Below are 17849 nucleotides of genomic sequence, written 5' to 3' on the forward strand. Positions count from 1 at the left end.
CCCGAAAGCTGGCCAGAATTGCATTCGCCTTGATGAAGACTCAAGGCGAATACATGAGCAAAGGGGGCAAAAAGCATTGCCCACAACCATAGAATCTCCCACAAAGGCAGCATCAATTGGTAACCAATAGTTCCGGCCCGAGGTAATCGTTGATCTGCTGGATATCGTCATCCCCCAGGCTGCCCACCGACGATGCCAGGCGCAGCCGCGACATCAGGTAGTTCAGCTTCGCCTCGAACAGGTCATGCCGGGCGTCAAACAGCAACTCCTCGGCATTGAGCACATCCGAGTTGGTGCTGGTGCCGCCTTCCCTGAAACCCTTGCGGGCCGAAAGCAGCGAGCGTTCGTTGGACGCCACGGCCTTTTCCAGCGCCTGAATGCGCAAGGCGCCACTCTGCACGCCGCGGTACTCGCGGGTGGTGCCGGAAATCACTTCCTCGCGCGTGGCGTCCAGTTCATCCAGGGCCTTGGAACTGTTGGCGCTGGCCTGGCGGGTGAGTGCGCTGGTGCTGCCACCGCTGTACAGCGGAATGTTCAGCTCCAGCCCGATCGAGCTGTAGTGGTTGCGCTGGTTCAGTTCGGAAATCGACTGGCTGCTGCCGGCGGTATAGCCCGCCACGAAATCCAGGGTCGGCCAGTGCCCGGCGCGGGCGCGTTTCACTTCTTCTTCGGCCAGCTCGTAGTTGTGCCGGCGCGCATGAATCAGTGGGCTGTCGGCCTGGGCCTTGACCAGCCAGTCCTGCAGGTTGCCCGGCATCAGCGGCGGGGTGCTGAAGCCCGGCTGCAAGGTGGTCAGCGACTCCGGCGTTTCACCGATGTATTCCTCCAGCTTGCGGCGGGCGTTGACCAGGTTGTCCTGGGCCTCGATCAGGTCGGCCTCGGCCAGGTCGCGACGGGCTACAGACTCGTCGATATCGGTGATGGTGCCGGCACCCAGCTCCATGCGCCGCTTCGCCGACGCCAGCTGCTCTTCGAAGGCATTCAGCTTGGCTTTGGCCAGGGTGATGGTTTCGCTGGCCAGCAGCACGTCGAAGTAGGCGTCGGCCAGGCGCACCGCAGCGTCCTGGGTCTTGGCATCGAACACCGCCACGCTGTAGTCGGCACGTTGCTGGCCCTGGCGGTACTCGGCCATCTTCTGCTTGTTGAACAGCGGTTGGCGCAACCGCACGTTGGCACCCTTGGAGTCATAGTCCAGGTCGCTGCCCCGGCCATTCTGCCGCTGGCTGCCATTGACCTTGTTGAAGTAGCCCGCAGCGTTGATCTGCGGCAGCAGGCCGGCCTCGCCGATGGCGCGGTTCTCACTGCCGGCTTCTTTCTCGTGCACCGCGGCGCGGTAGATCGGGCCCTGGTACTGCAGCAGGTCCCAGGCTTGCTTCAGGTCCATGGCACTGGCCTGTAAGGACAACCCCAACAGGCACAACATCAGGCACGGGCGATTCATGTCATTGCTCCTTGAACGAGGCGTCCACGCGTTCGAGCATCGGCTTGAGCAGGTAGCTGAGCAGGTTGCGCTCGCCGGTCTTGATGGTGACGGTGGCCGGCATGCCGGGGCGGATGTGGTTGCTGCCCAGCAGGCCCATGCCGCCTTGCGTCACTTCCACTTGGGCCAGGTAGTACGGCTGCTTGCTTTCTTCGTCCATCAGGCGGTCGGCGGAAATGGTCATGACCCGCCCGGGGATGTTCGGTGTCTTCGCATGGTTGAAGGCCGGGAAGGCGAGGTCCACGTCCAGGCCCGGCACCATCTTGTCGATGGCCTGCACCGGGATCATCGCGTCGACCTGCAACGGCTGGTCGAGCGGTACCACCTCCATGATCTTGGCCCCAGGCTGGATGATGCCGCCGACCGTGGCGATGCTCAGTGCCTGGACCATGCCGTCGATCGGCGAGCGGATCACCGTGTGGGTCACTTCGTAGTCCAGCGCGCGCAGGCGATCGGCCAGGGTGGTGTTCTCCTTGGCGGTATCGGTCAGTTGCGATTCCACTTCCTTGAGGTAGTCGTGCTGGCGTTGCAGGATGCGCAGCTTGATCTCGGTGGCCTGACTGCGCGCCCGGGCAATGTTGTTGAGGTTTTCGGCCTGGCCGGCGGACAGGTCGGCATTGTTGCGTTCCAGCTCCAGCAGGCGATTGCGTGGCACATAGCCTTCGGCGGCCAGCACGCGTGTGCCTTGCAGTTCCTGGTTGAGGAAGCCGATCTGCGAGGCGCGGGCGCCGTACACCTGCTGCAGGCCCTTGAGCTGCACCGCCGTGGCGGCCAGGTTTTCCTCGAGGATGCTCAGTTCACCAGCAAGGCCGGCGCGGCGGGTGTCCAGCAGGCGCTGTTGCAGGTCCATGGCTGCCAGCAGGCGCGGGTCGTTGCCGTAGTGCTTGAGCAGGGCAGGGTCGAAGGTGACTGTGTCGCGGCCATCGCGCTCGGCTTCCAGGCGGTTTTCCACGGTCTTGCTGACGATGTACTGGGCACTGACCGCGCCCTGTTCGGCCACCGCACGCAGGGCGTCCAGGCGTACCACCTCCTGGCCTTTCTTCACCATGTCGCCTTCACGCACCAGGATCGCCTCGACCGTGCCGCCGGTCAGGTGCTGCACCGCCTTGCGGTTGCTGGTGACCTTGACCGTGCCGGTGGCGACCACCCCGGCATCCAGTGGCGCCAGGCACGACCACAGCAGGAAGCCGCCAAAGCCGGCGATGACCATCCATACGCCCCAGCGTGCCGGCCGGCCCATGTCCAGGTCGATACCGTTGCGGGCCTCGGCGGGAATCAATTCGGTGTGTTGGGTCATCTGCATGATCGATCACTCCCGTGCTTTTACCGAGGCCAGCGGCGCTGCGGTCGCCGCCGGGATCACGCTGGCCTTGCGCAGCGCCGCGAACACTTCGTCGCGGCTGCCGAGCATGTGCACGGCACCGTCACGCAGCATCAGCACCTTGTCGACCGCGCACAGCACATTAGGCCGGTGGGAAATCAGGATTACCGTGGCCCCGCGCGCCTTGAGTTCGGCCAGCGCATCGACCAATGCCTTTTCGCCAACGTCATCGAGGTTGGCGTTGGGCTCGTCCAGCACCACCAGGTTCGGCTCGCCATACAGCGCACGGGCCAGGGCGATGCGTTGCTTCTGGCCACCGGACAGCGGGCTGCCGTCGGCTGCCAGGCGGGTGTCGTAGCCCTGCGGGAAGCGCAGGATCATGTCGTGCACGCCACTGCTGCGGGCAGCGCGGATCACCGCTTCGCTGTCCACTTCGGTGAAGCGTGCGATGTTCTCGGCGATGGTGCCCTCGAACAACTCCACGTCCTGCGGCAGATAGCCGAGCCACGGGCCAAGTTCGGCCTTGTTCCAGGTGAAGATGTCGGCGCCGTCCAGGCGCACCTTGCCGGCCTGGGTCGGCCACACGCCTACCAGCAGGCGGGCGAGGGTGGATTTGCCCGAGGCCGAAGGGCCGATGATGCCCAGGCTTTCACCCGGGACCAGGCTGAAGCTGACCCCGCGCACGATGTTGTTGTTGGTGCCGGGGGCGCCGGCGATCACGTTTTCCACGGCCAGCATGCCCATTGGCCGCTGCAGCGACATGCTCGGTGGCCGCTGCGGGTAGTCGTGCAGCAGGTCGTTGAGCCGGCCCCAGGCGGAACGGCAGCCCAACAGTTGCTTCCACGCGGCGATCGCCTGTTCAACCGGGGCCAGGGCGCGGCCGGTAAGGATCGAGCAGGCGATCATCATGCCGGGGGTGATCTTGCCCTCGATCGCCAGCAGCGCGCCGGCACCGAGGATCACTGACTGCAAGGTGATGCGCACGAAGCGCCCGGTGCTGCTGATCATTGCGGCGCGGTCGGAGGCCAGGGTCTGCATCTGCAGGATGCGCAAGTGCCCCTGGTACCAGCGCTTGCCTATCTCCGGCAGCATGCCCATGGCTTCGATCACTTCGGCGTTGCGCAGGTTGTTGTTGGCATAGCTGGCCGACGACATGGCCGCCTGGTTGGCCTCGGCCAAGGGTTTTTGCGTGGCCTTCTCGGTGAGGTAGGCCAGGCCCACCAGGATCAGCGAGCCGATCAGCGTCACCAGCCCCAGCAGTGGGTGGATCAGGTAGCAGACCAGCAGGTAGATCGGCGTCCAGGGGGCATCGAAGAAGGCGAACAGGCCGTTGCCGGTCAGAAACTGGCGCACCTGCGCAAGGTCCTGCAGGGCCTGGGCCGGGTTGCCGCCGGCGCGGCTCAGGTTGCGTTCGAAGGCAGCGCTGAAGATGCGTCGGTTGAGGTCCATGTCGAGGAAGTTGCCGACCCGGATCAGTACGCGGGTACGGACCATCTCCAGGGCCGACATCAGCATGAACAAGCCGATCACCAGCAGGGTGAGCATGGTCAGGGTGGTGACGTTGCGGCTGACCAGGGCGCGGTCGTACACCTGCAACATATAAATTGCTGGCGTCAACATCATGACGTTTATGACGCCGCTGAAGGCGGCCAGGGCAAAAAAGCTGCGGCGCAGGCGGAACAGCACGTCGGCCAGCTCGGAACGAGTGCGTGGTGGCTTGTGCATCGGGGCCTCCCTTTATCACAAATCGGGAAGCCCTTGCGGCGCCCCGTGCAGCGGTAATCGTGGCTTCTGGTTGGCTCGCAGGCGGATCGCTCTAATGGCGGATGCTCCAAAACGCTGCGCTGCTCCCACATGCTGGAGCGTAGGTTGCAGCGACATAGCCGGTAATATCATTTCGCTCTATGAAGTCTTTGAACTTTTCATAAGTGCCAAAAAAACAGCTATTTGCATCGCATCATCATCGGCCGATGATTTTTTCGACGGGATATTGACAACCTTTTCGCCTGCGACTTTAGTCTGATGTATTCGGGCCCTGTGCGAGCTGGGGTCGATGCATGTGCGTTACAGCTGTATCGCATGCTTAACAAGGCCCCCCGGATGGTGGGTGCCGGCTTGCGAATGATGAGGCCAGTGGGGCCAGCACAAGAGTGTTGTGCCCACTGAACCTGGACCACCGAACCAGTATCTGCGCACGTCAACACTGACTGGGCGCGGGAAGGACCCTGTTGCCCTGTGTCATCTCCGGACAGATCGAGGGCAATTGAAATGGCAGATTTCAGCAAGTCGGACCTGGAGTTCATCCTTCAACAGATTTTCATCGCCGAAGCCCACGCCGATGGCGCGAGCCTGACCGACCTGCTGCCCAACAGCCAGGTACCGTTCGGCCTGCGCACCGTGGACGGCAGCTACAACAACCTGGTAACCGGGCAGAGCGAGTTCGGTGCCTCCGACAACTCGTTCCTGCGCCTGCTCAGCCCCTCCTTCAGCGGCGACTATGCCGGCACCGGCACGGTCACCGATTCGCAACCACGCACCATCAGCAACCTGATCGTCGATCAGACGGCGAACAACCCGGCCGCGGTCGAGGCCAATGGTGGTGCCGCTCCGGTGATCAGCCCCGGCATCGACGGGGTGTTCGGCACCGCTGACGACACCGAAGTGTTCTTCATCCCCAACGTGTCGCCCGACGTCGGCCTGACCGCCGGCTTCAACGCCTGGATGACCTTCTTCGGCCAGTTCTTCGACCACGGTCTGGACCTGGTCACCAAGAGCAGCACCGACTTCGTGTTCATCCCGCTGCAGCCGGACGACCCGCTGTTCGTCGAAGGCAGCCCGACCAACTTCATGGTGCTGCCACGGGCTGTGCGTACCGCAGGCGCCGATGGTGTTGTGGGTACCGCCGACGATGGCCAGACCAACACCACCTCGCCGTTCGTCGACCAGAGCCAGACCTACAGCTCGCACCCCTCGCACCAGGTGTTCCTGCGTGAATACACGCTCAATGCCGCAGGCGACCCGGTAGCCACCGGGCGGCTCATCACCAACCGTGACCTGGGCGCCGATGGCCGCTTCGGCACCGCCGACGATGGCAACGGCGAAAGCGGTGGCATGGCCACCTGGGCGGTGGTCAAGGCCCAGGCCCGCGACCTGCTGGGCATCAACCTGACCGACGCCGACGTGCACAGCGTGCCGCTGCTGGCCACCGACCCCTACGGCAACTTCGTGCGCGGGCCCAACGGCATGCCGCAGGTGGTGATGCGCGTTAGCAATGGCGCCGACGGCATCGCCGGTACCGCCGACGACGTCACCACGCTGGTCGAAGGCAACCGCGACGCGCCGATCAGCCTGGCCAATGCCGTGAGCACCGGGCATGGCTTCCTCGACGACATCGCCCACAACGCCGCGCCGGTGATCGTGAACGGTGTGCTGCAGGCCGACGCCGATACTGCCGTCGGCAACGCACAGCCGGTGGGGCCGGGTGGCAACAACCTGACCTACGACAACGAACTGCTCGACGCCCACTACATCGCCGGCGACGGCCGGGTGAACGAGAACATCGGCCTGACTGCCGTGCACCATGTGTTCCACTCCGAGCACAACCGCCTGGTGCAGCAGACCAAGGACACCCTGCTGGCTTCCGGCGACGTGGCGTTCCTCAACCAGTGGCTGATCGATGATGTCGCTGCCATCCCCACCACGCCCGCCGAAATCGCTGCGCTGGTATGGGACGGCGAGCGGCTGTTCCAGGCGGCCAAGTTCGGCACCGAGATGCAGTACCAGCACCTGGTGTTCGAAGAGTTCGCCCGTACCATCCAGCCGCAGATCGACGAGTTCCTGGCCCCCAACGGCTACGACACCTCGATCGACCCGGCCATCCTCGCCGAGTTCGCCCATGTGGTGTACCGCTTCGGTCACTCGATGCTGACAGAGACCGTCGACCGCTTCGACCCGGCGTTCGCCCCGGTGAACGGCGACCCGCAGCTCGGCCTGATCGCTGCCTTCCTCAACCCGCTGGCCTTCGCCGGCAGTGGCGCTACCGCCGACGAAGCGGCCGGCGCGATCATCCGTGGCGTCACCCGTCAGCTGGGCAACGAAATCGACGAGTTCGTCACCGAGGCGCTGCGCAACAACCTGCTTGGCCTGCCGCTGGACCTGCCCGCGCTGAACATTGCCCGTGGCCGTGACACCGGCATCCCCACCCTCAACGAGGCGCGGCGCGATTTCTATGCCATGACCGGCGACAGCCAGCTCAAGCCTTACATCAGCTGGGCCGACTTTGCCGACCATCTCAAGCACCCGGCGTCGCTGATCAACTTCATCGCCGCCTACGGTACCCACGCCACCATCACCGGGGCGGACACCGAAGCGGCCAAGCGCGCCGCCGCCGTGGCGCTGGTGCTTGGCGGTGACGGCGCGCCAGCGGACCGCCTGGACTTCCTCAACGGCACCGGTGCCTACGCCAACGTGACACTGGTCGGCGCGGACGGCATCCCCGGCACCGCCGATGACATCACCGGAGTGACCGTGACCGGCGTCGATGACATCGACTTCTGGGTCGGCGGCCTGGCCGAGCAGAAAATGCCATTCGGCGGCATGCTCGGCTCCAGTTTCAACTTCGTCTTCGAGACCCAGCTGGAAGCCCTGCAGAACGGCGACCGGTTCTACTACCTGTCGCGCACCGCGGGCATGAACTTTGGCACCGAGCTGGAGAACAACTCCTTCGCCAAGCTGATCATGCTCAACTCCGATGTCACCCACCTGTCCAACACCGTGTTCCTCACGCCGACCTTCACCCTCGAGGTGAACCAGGCCAACCAGTTCACCGGGCTGGGGGCCGATGGCCGGGCCGACCCGACGGGCGGCATCATGATCAACGGCGTCGAAGTGGTGCCGCTGGTGATTCGCGACAATCCCGATACCGTGGGCACCGACACCAACTTCCTGCATTACACCGGCGAAGACCACGTGGTGCTGGGCGGCACCTCCGGCAACGACATCATCATCTCCGGTGAGGGCGACGATACTGTCTACGGCGACGCCGGCAACGACACCCTGGAAGGCGGTGCGGGCAACGATGCGGTGCTGGGCGGTGCCGGTGATGACATCATCACCGACTCCTTCGGCGACAACCGCCTGGAAGGCAACGACGGCAACGACGTGATCGTCGCCGGCAGCATGCTGGTGGGCGGTAACCTGATCCTGGGCGGCAACGGCCAGGACTTCATCATCACCACCGAGGACATCAGCACAACCTTCGGCGGGCAGGGCGACGACTTCATCCTCGGCGCCAAGACCAACCTGCCGCCGACCGGCAACGAGGGTGACGACTGGATCGAGAAGGGCACCCAGGACGGTGCGCCCGGCGACAACTTTGCGCCGCTGCTGGGTGATGAAGTGGTCGGCAACGACATCTTCGTCGGTGGCGGTGGCTTTGACGAGATGATCGGCGAGGGCGGTGACGACATCTTTGTCGGCAGCGACGCCCAGGACAAGATGGACGGCATGTCCGGCTTCGACTGGATTACCAACAAGAATGACCAGGTTGGCGTCACCGTCGACCTGACCCTGGCCGCCCTGGCTCAACCCCATGGCAACGCACCGAACCAGAACACCGGTATTTTCAACCCGGTCGGCGCCTCGCCGGCTTCCATCCTCGACCGCTTCGCCGAGGTCGAGGGCGTGTCCGGCTCGAACTTCGCCGATGTGCTCAAGGGCGATAATGTCGATGCCGTGACCATCCTCAACCACGGCGGTGCCACCGGCAGTGCGCTGACCAACGTGGCACTGATCCGTGGCCTGCAGCAGTTCCTGGCCGATGCCGGGTTGCCAACCACCGGCTTTGCCACCGGCAACATCATGCTCGGCGGCAACGGCAGCGACCTGATCGAAGGCCGTGGGGGCGATGACCTGATCGACGGTGACAAGTGGCTCAACGTGCGCATCGCCGTGTATGCCCCAGGAGACGTCAACCACACCGGCCCTGAGATCGCCAGCTTCGACAGCATGGTCGACATGATTCCGTTCATGCTCGACCGCACCTACAACCCAGGCCAGCTCAAGGCCGTGCGGGAAATCCTGCCCGGCACCTCGACGGGAGGGGCGGCGTTCGACACGGCAGTGTTCTCGGGGGTGCAGAGCGAGTACACGGTGACGCAGAACACCAAAGGTACGCTCGACACTTCCGATGATGTCTGGACAGTGACCGACAACGTCGATGGCCGCGATGGCGTCGATACCCTGCTGCACATCGAGCGCCTGCAGTTCGCCGACAGCCAGCGGGTGCTGGTGGAGGGGCTGAATGCGCAGCCTACCGGCAGCCCGGCCATTACTGATGGCAACGGCGGTGCGATCACCGTGGGCGATGTCCTTACCGTAAACGTGGCCGGCGTGCTGGATGCCGACAACATCAGCGCCGGCAACCCGCTGGGCACGCTCGCCGACCGTTCGGTGTCGTACTACTGGCAGTTCGAGGCCACCCCGGGCAGTGGCGTGTTCGAAGACATCATCCTGCTGCCGGCCGGCGACCTGGCGTTCCAGAGTGCCGACGGCACCACGTTCAAGGTGTCGCCGGACCTGGCCGGGTTGTCGCTGCGGGTCAAGGCGATCTACCAGGACGCCCATGGCACCACCGAAGTGCTGTTCTCCCAGCCCACCACCGTGGTGCAACCGGGCGCGCCTGTGGTACCGACGCCAGCCACGCCGGTGGCGGATGCCACTGCTGGCGGCGCCGGGCTGCACATGGTGCGTTCCGACCTCAACTTCATCCTCGACCAGATCAAGATCGCCGAGGCCGATGCCAACGGGGCAGACATCCTCTCGCTGCTGCCCAACATCCGAGCGCCGCTGGGCTTGCGTGCGGTGGATGGCTCGAACAACAACCTGATGAACCTCAACGGCATCAACAACACCCAGTTCGGTGCCGCCGACAACGTCTTCCCGCGCTTGACCGACCCGGTGTTCAACCCGGCCGAAGGTGCACCGGCCGGCTTCTTCGGCCCTGGCTCGCCTGCCATTCCGGGCTCGTCTTACGAGCAGACCAGCGGCCCGGTGTTCGACTCGCAGCCGCGCACCATCAGCAACCTGGTCGTCGACCAGACTTCCAACAACCCGGCGGCCTATGCCACCGCGTATGACCCGGGTGCGGACGGCGTGCTCAACTTCGGTGCCGTGGGCAACGACGACGTGCTCAAGGACGGCGTGCGCATCGTCGCCAGCCCGGGCCTGGACGGCCAGTTCGGCACCGCCGACGACCACGACGTGTACCTGTTCGAGAACACCGCCGCCGATGCTGGCCTGTCTGCGCCGTTCAACGCCTGGATGACCTTCTTCGGGCAGTTCTTCGACCATGGCCTGGACCTGGTCACCAAGGGGGGCTCGGGCACTATTTACATCCCGCTGCAACCGGATGACCCGCTGTACGTGGAGGGCGGTTTCACCAACTTCATGGTGGTGACCCGTGCGACCAACCTGCCTGGGCCGGATGGCATCCTCGGCAACGCCGATGACATCCACGAGCACACCAATACCACCACCCCGTTCGTGGATCAGAACCAGACCTACAGCTCGCATCCTTCCCACCAGGTGTTCCTGCGCGGCTATCTGCTGACCGACGACGGGCCTATCGCCACCGGCCGGTTGATCACCAACCGGGACCTGGGCGCCGACGGCCGCTACGGTACCGCCGACGACACCGAAATTGGTGGCATGGCGACCTGGAAGGTGGTCAAGGCCCAAGCCCGTGACGTACTGGGCATCAACCTGACCGACGCAGACGTCGACAACGTGCCGCTACTGGCGACCGATGCCTATGGCAACTTCATCAAGGGGCCCAACGGTTTCCCGATGGTGATCATGAAAGGGGCAGACGGCATTGCCGGCACGGCCGACGACCAGCAGGTCGAAGGCAACCCGCTGGCGCCGATCGACCTGACCAATGCCGTGCGCACCGGTCACCAGTTCCTTGCCGACATCGCCCACAATGCCGTGCCGGTGTTCAGCAACGGCGTACTGGTGCCTGATGCCGATACCGATGTGGGCAATGCCGTGCCGGTGAACCCGCAGACTGGCGCCAACCTGGCCTACGACAACGAACTGCTCGATGCGCACTACATCGCCGGCGACGGCCGGGTCAACGAGAACATCGGCCTGACTGCCGTGCATGCGATCTTCCACTCCGAGCACAACCGGCTGGTGGCGCAGACCATGGACACCGTGCTCGATTCGGGTGACCTGGCCTTCATCAACGAGTGGCTGCTCAACCCGATAACCGTGCTGCCGGCCGACCAAGCCGCAATCGACGCGCTGGTGTGGAATGGCGAGCGGCTGTTCCAGGCCGCCAAGTTCGGTACCGAGATGCAGTACCAGCACCTGGTGTTCGAGGAGTTCGCCCGCACCGTACAACCGCGGGTCGACCTGTTCTTCGCCCCGACCCAGGTGTATGACGTCGACCTCGATGCGTCGATCGTGGCCGAGTTCGCTCACACCGTGTACCGTTTCGGCCACTCGATGCTGACCGAGACCGTCGACCGCTTCGACGTCGACTTCACCGTCATCAGCGACCCGGCCAGCGCCAACCCCGACCAGCAATTGGGCCTGATCGCGGCGTTCCTCAACCCGCTGGCGTATGCCGCCAGTGGCGTCACCCCCGAGGATGCCACCAGTGCCATCGTGCGCGGGGTCACCCGCCAGGCCGGTAACGAGATCGACGAGTTCGTCACCGAGGCGCTGCGCAACAACCTGCTCGGTCTGCCGCTGGACCTGCCGGCGATCAACATCGCCCGTGGCCGCGACGTCGGTATTCCTTCGTTGAACGCTGTGCGCCGCGACATCTACGCGCAAACCGGCGATACCCAGCTCAAGCCTTACACCAGCTGGGTCGACCTGGTGCAGCACCTGAAGCATCCGGAGTCGCTGATCAACTTCATCGCCGCCTACGGCACCCATAGCACCATCACCGGGGCCACCACGTTGCTGGAGAAACGCGCGGCGGCCATGGCCCTGGTGTTCGGCGGCGACGGCGCGCCGGCCGATCGCCTGGACTTCCTCAACAGCACCGGAGCCTACGCCAACGTCACGCTGCCTGGCAGGGATGGCGTGCTGGGTACCGCCGATGACCTGAGGGCAGTGACCGTGACCGGGGTCGATGCCATCGACCTTTGGATCGGCGGCCTGGCCGAAGCGAAAACCCCGTTCGGCGGCATGCTCGGCAGCACCTTCAACTTTGTGTTCGAGAACCAGATGGAGAAACTGCAGGATGGCGACCGCTTCTACTACCTGGAGCGCACCGCCGGCCTGTCGATGAACGCCGAGCTGGAAAGCAACTCGTTCGCCAAGCTGATCATGGCCAACACCTCGGCCACCCACCTGCCGGGCCTGGTGTTCTCCGACCCGGGCTTCTACCTGGAAGTGGACCAGAGCAAGCAGTTCAACGAAGGCCTGGGCAACCTCGACCCACTGGGCGAAAACGGCGAGCAGGTGGTGTTCCGCGACAGCCCGCTGACGGCAGGGCCGGACACCAACTACATCCGCTATGCTGGTGCCGAGCACATCGTGCTGGGCGGCACCGAGGGTGACGACATCCTGGTGTCCAGCGAGGGTGACGATACGGTCTGGGGCGATGGCGGCAACGACCGCATCGAGGGTGGCGACGGCAACGACCAGCTGCGTGGTGGTGCCGGCGACGACATCATCAGCGACATGGGTGGTGACGACAACATCCAGGGCGGCGACGGCAACGATGTGTTGCACGGCGGTAATGGCGTCAACCTGATCATCGGCGGTTTCGGCAACGACTTCATCGTCACCGGTGAGGACGCCTCCGAAGCCATTGGCGGCCAGGGCAACGACTTTATCCTCGGCAGCAAGGCCAACGAGCAGGACATGGGCAACGAAGGTGACGACTGGATCGAGAAGGGCACCTCGGACGGTGCGCCTGGCGACAACTTCGACCCGCTCGGCAACGACCCGATCATCGGCAACGACGTGTTCATCGGTGGCAACGAGAACGACAAGTTCAACGGTGAAGGCGGCGACGACATCATGGTCGGCAGCCTGGGCTTCGGTGACCGCTACATCGGTGGTTCCGGCTACGACTGGGCGACCTTCAAGGGCTTGGCCCAGGGCGTGACCGCCGACTTCAGCGACCGCTTCTTCGATGTGCCGCCGGTACCGGGCTCGGGCGCGTCTGCGCTGGTGCGCTTCGACATCATGGAAGGCCTGTCGGGTTCGGCCCATGGCGACTTCCTGCGCGGTGACAGCGAAACCTCTGCCACCTTGCCGACCAACGGCGCCAACGGCAGCGTGCTGACCAACATCAGCCTGATCGACGGCTTGGCCGGCCTGCTGGCTGCCGGGGCAACATTCTACGACGGTGGCAACATCATCCTCGGCGGCAGCGGCAGCGACCTGATCGAAGGCCGTGGCGGCGACGACATCCTCGACGGTGACAAGTGGCTGAACGTGCGCATCAGCGTGCGCGCCAACAGCGACGGCACCGGCCCGGAAATCGCCAGCTTCGACAGCATGGAGCCGATGGTGCCGCTGATGCTCAATGGCACCTACAACCCGGGCCAGCTGGTGATCGTCCGTGAAATCCTGAGCGGCACCGACAGCTACGACACGGCGGTGTTCTCGGGGGTAGCCACCGACTATAGCGTGGTGGTCGATGGCAACTCGGTGATTGTCACTGACCTGGTAGACGGGCGTGATGGTGTCGACCGCCTGACCGGTATCGAGCGCCTGCAGTTCTCCGACAGCGCCCAGGCCTCCGGTGTGGGCACTGCGGTCAACGCCGGCCCAACGGGCCACCTGGCGATCCTCGACGCTGTCACCGGCCTGCGTAACGACACATCGGTCAGCGGCCAGTTGCTGCGGGTGAGCAACGTGGCGGTGCACGATGCCGACAATGTCAGCGCCACCAATGCAAGCGGCGCCATCAACGGCCCTGTGGCGTACTACTGGCAAGTCGAGACCCTGCCAGGTTCGGGTGTCTATGAAGACATCACCTTCGTCGCTGCCGGCGAAGTTTCCCGGGCCACCGGCGCCACCTACCGGGTCACGGATGATGTGGCGGGGCTGAACATCCGCGTACGGGCGGTGTACCAGGACGCCAAGGGCACGCTGGAAATCGTCGATTCGTCGGCGAACAGCGCGCCGACCGCCGGGCCGACCGTGACCGGGCTGCTGGTGCAGAACCAGACCCTCACCGCCAACACCGCGACCATCGTCGATGCCGACGGCCTGAGCAACCCGCAGTTCACCTTCCAGTGGCAGTCCAACCGCGGGCTCGGCTGGGTCAATATTGCCGGCGCCATCAGCAGCACCTTTGTCCTTACCCAGGAACAGGTGGGGCAGAACATGCGGGTGGTGGTCAGCTATGTGGATGACGTCGGGGTGCAGGAAAGCATCGCCTCCGACATCCTCGACCCGGTGGCCAACGTCAACGATGCGCCTACCGGTGCCGTGCTGATCAGCGACACCACGCCAGCCCTGGGGCAGACGTTGACGGCGCTTACCGGCAGTATTGCCGACCTGGACGGGCTGGGGGCGTTCAGCTTCCAGTGGCAGCAAGGAACTGGCGGCATCTTCACCAACATCATTGGGGCCACTGCGGCCACCTTCACCCCGGGCCTCGACCAGGGAGGCCAGCAACTGCAGGTGATCGTGCGCTACACCGACGCCTTCGGCGCGCAGGAGTCACTCACCTCGGCGGCGACTGCTGCGGTGCCAGCCTTGACGCTGGTCGGCACCAATGGCGCCGATATCCTGATCGGGAGCGCAGGCAATGACGTGATCTCTGGCCTGGACGGTGCCGATCAGCTGTTTGGCGGGCTTGGCAACGACATCCTCAACGGCGGGCTTGGCGCGGATGCCATGAACGGCGGTGGTGGCAACGACACCTTCGTGGTCGACAACGTCGGCGACACGGTGATCGAGGCGCTTAACGGCGGTGTCGACTTGGTGCAGACCAGCCTGGCCAGCTACACCCTGGGTGCCAACGTTGAAAACCTGACATACACCGGGGTGGGTAACTTCATCGGTACCGGTAACGCGCTGGACAACATCATCAGAGGAGGCTCTGGCAACGACTTGCTCAATGGCGGTGCGGGTGCCGACCGCCTGGTGGGGGGGCTCGGCAACGACATCTACGTGGTGGATAACGTCGGGGATGGGCTGATCGAGGTCACGGAGGGCGGTACGGATACTGTGCGTACCACGCTAGCCAGCTACCGCATGACCAGCAACATCGAGAACCTGATTTATACCGGTGCGGGTAATTTCAACGGTACCGGTAACACGCTGGACAACATCATCTTCGGTGGCGCTGGCAACGACCTGCTCAATGGGGGTACGGGTGCCGACCGCTTGGTGGGTGGTCTCGGCAACGATATCTACGTGGTGGATAACGCCGGGGATGGGCTGATAGAGGCTGCTGGGGCCGGTACGGATACCGTGCGTACCACACTAGCCAGCTACCGCATGACCAGCAACATCGAGAACCTGACCTACACCGGAGTGGATAACTTCAGCGGTACCGGTAACACGCTGGATAACATCATCACTGGGGGGGCTGGCAACGACTTGCTCAATGGCGGGGTGGGTGCCGACCGCCTGGTAGGTGGTCTCGGAAACGACATCTACGTGGTGGATAATGCCGGGGATGGGCTGATCGAGGCTAATGGGGCTGGTACGGATACGGTGCGTACCTCGCTATCCAGCTACCGCATGACCAGCAACATCGAGAACCTGACCTATACCGGGGCAGACAACTTCAGTGGTACCGGTAACACGCTGGACAACGTCATCACCGGAGGTGCCGGCAACGACCTGCTCAACGGTGGTGCGGGTAACGACCAACTGCTGGGTGGCATCGGTAACGATACCCTCAACGGTGGCGACGGCAACGATAGCCTCAATGGTGGTCTGGGTGACGACATCCTCAACGGCGGCGCAGGCAGTGACACGCTGTTCGGCGATAATGGTAACGACATCCTGTCGGGTGGTAACGGCAGTGACTTCCTCAACGGTGCGGCTGGCAACGACACGGTCAACGGCGGCGCGGGCGATGACACGATGATGGCCACTGATGGCAATGATGTCTTCCAGTTCGCCGCAGGCTTCGGCAATGACCTGATCATCAACTTCGACAGCGATGCGACAGGTGGGCAGGACCTGCTGGATATCACGGCCTTCAACATAACCGCGGCCACCTTTGCCGCCAACGTTACCATCGCCGATGACGGCGCGGACACGCTGGTCAGCATCGGTGCTACCGACTCCATCCGTCTGGTGGGAGTGGCGGATGCAACCACAGTGACCGCAGCGGACTTCAACCTGTCGGTTTGAGGAACCGAAGGAAAAGCTGTCGGCTTGAAATGCACGGGCTGCTGCGCAGCCCGTCGCGACACAAGGCCGCTCCTACAGGAGATCCCCTGTAGGAGCGGCCTTGTGTCGCGATGGGCCGCAAAGCGGCCCCATGTCGCACGCAGTTACTTGATGAACCGCACCTGGCTGTTGATCTTCTCGATCACCGCCCCCTTGCGTTCGTTGAACCGGGCCTTGTTCTGCTCGAACAGGTTGTTGCCCTTGGTGTCGATGGAGATGATCAACGGGCCGAACTCGCGCACGCGGTTCACCCACAGCGTTTCCGGCATGCCCAGGTCCTGCCATTCCGCACGCTCGATCTCTTCCACCTGGGTCGCCGCCAGCACCGCGCAACCGCCCGGGAACACTGCATGCACTGCCTTGTTCTCCAGGCAACCGGTCGTGGTCTCCGGGCCCATGCCGCCTTTACCGACGATCAGCTTGACGCCGGTCTGCTCGATGAACTGCTTCTCGAACTTTTCCATGCGCATGCTGGTGGTCGGGCCGATGGAGACCATTTCGAAACTGCCATCGTCCTTCTTCCTGACAATGGGGCCTGCGTGGAAAATCGCGCCGCCGCGCAAGTCGACCGGCAGCTCGCGGCCCAGCTCGATGAGCCGGCGGTGGGCAACGTCACGGCAGGTCACCAGCTGGCCGGTGAGGTAGACCACATCGCCCACGTTGAGGTTGGCCAGGTCTTCGTCGCTGATAGGTGTGCTCAGGATCTTTTTCACAGTACTACCCCTTCGTGCGAGAGGATGTCGTAGGACAGGTCGGCGTTGATGCGGATCTTGCCGCGGCGGTGCGCCCAGCAGCCGGTGGACACCGCCACACCGATGGTGGACGGGTGGCGGGCCGAAGACTCGATGTTCACGCCCATCACGCTGCTGTTGCCGGTCAGGCCCTGCGGGCCGATGCCGATTTCGTTGAGGCCTTCCTCCAGCAGCTTTTCCATCATCGCCGCGCTTTCGTTGGGGTGGCTTGAGTCCACTTCGCGCAGGATGGCCTTCTTCGACAGGCGTGCCGCCGTCTCCACCGAGGTGGATACCCCTACACCCACCAGCAGTGGCGGGCAGGCGTTGACACCGCGCGAGGTGATGACATCGAAGACGAACTCGGTCACCCCTTCATAGCCTTGCCCCGGCATCAGTACCTTGGCCGAGCCAGGCAGGGTGCAGCCGCCGCCGGCCATGTACACGTCGACGATGGCGTAGTCGGCATCGGGGATGATTTCCCAGTCCAGCCACGGGATCTTCGAGCCGGTGTTGGTGCCGGTGTTCTTCTCGATGAAAGTTTCCACCGCATTGTGGCGCAGCGGCCCCTGGATGGTGGCTTCCCTGGTGGCGTTCTCGAGGATGCCTTCCATCTCGCCCAGCAGCGGGAAGCGCGCGCCCGCCGAGACGAAGTACTGGATGACGCCGGTGTCCTGGCAGCTGGGCCGGTTGAGCTTGTCGGCGTATTCCTGGTTGTCGGCCATCGAGTCGTACACGGCGATGGCAAGCGGGTTGGTTTCGGCGGCGCGCAACTTGGCGGTCTTTTCCTTGACGTCGCGGGGCAGGCGCTTGCCGATATAGGCGGTGAACTTGGCCATCACGTCGGTAAGCGATGACACGGCTGTTTCTTTGTCCATGATTATTTCCTCACTGCATCACAGGGCGGGTTCTTTTTGCTGTTTTTCGAAAG

6 protein-coding genes are annotated in these 17849 nt (G+C 64.0%); 1 reads left to right on the forward strand and 5 read right to left on the reverse strand.

The features are described 5' to 3' along the window. Positions 1 to 112: 112 nt before the first annotated feature. Genes CAG44_RS25360 through CAG44_RS25370 form a run of 3 tightly spaced genes read right to left on the reverse strand, consistent with a single transcriptional unit; the run spans position 113 to position 4526 of the window. Positions 113 to 1441: a TolC family outer membrane protein gene (locus tag CAG44_RS25360; protein WP_085693225.1), complete on the reverse strand. Its 1329-nt coding sequence runs from the start codon at positions 1439 to 1441 to the stop codon at positions 113 to 115. Between the two features lies 1 nt (position 1442). After that, a complete protein-coding gene (locus CAG44_RS25365; protein WP_085693226.1) occupies positions 1443 to 2783 on the reverse strand; it encodes an HlyD family type I secretion periplasmic adaptor subunit in 1341 nt (446 codons plus the stop codon). Between the two features lie 6 nt (positions 2784 to 2789). Then, complete coding sequence (locus CAG44_RS25370; RefSeq protein ID WP_085592709.1) at positions 2790 to 4526, reverse strand: type I secretion system permease/ATPase; 1737 nt, start codon at positions 4524 to 4526, stop codon at positions 2790 to 2792. 543 nt (positions 4527 to 5069) lie between these two features. On the opposite strand from CAG44_RS25370, the gene CAG44_RS25375 reads away from it, so the two are divergent. After that, positions 5070 to 16148 (forward strand): peroxidase family protein, encoded by an 11079-nt coding sequence (locus tag CAG44_RS25375; protein ID WP_085693227.1) that lies wholly within the window; start codon positions 5070 to 5072, stop codon positions 16146 to 16148. Between the two features lie 143 nt (positions 16149 to 16291). Here the strand turns inward: CAG44_RS25375 and ttdB are convergent, their stop codons facing one another. Further along, positions 16292 to 16900: a L(+)-tartrate dehydratase subunit beta gene (gene ttdB, locus CAG44_RS25380; protein WP_003259286.1), complete on the reverse strand. Its 609-nt coding sequence runs from the start codon at positions 16898 to 16900 to the stop codon at positions 16292 to 16294. Continuing rightward, positions 16897 to 17796: a L(+)-tartrate dehydratase subunit alpha gene (ttdA, locus tag CAG44_RS25385; RefSeq protein ID WP_013972067.1), complete on the reverse strand. Its 900-nt coding sequence runs from the start codon at positions 17794 to 17796 to the stop codon at positions 16897 to 16899. Before ttdA ends, ttdB begins: the two co-directional genes overlap by 4 nt. Between the last annotated feature and the right edge of the window lie 53 nt (positions 17797 to 17849).

This window comes from Pseudomonas sp. B13(2017), from assembly GCF_002113245.1.
GTDB classification, from domain to species: Bacteria; Pseudomonadota; Gammaproteobacteria; order Pseudomonadales; family Pseudomonadaceae; genus Aquipseudomonas; species Aquipseudomonas putida_Z.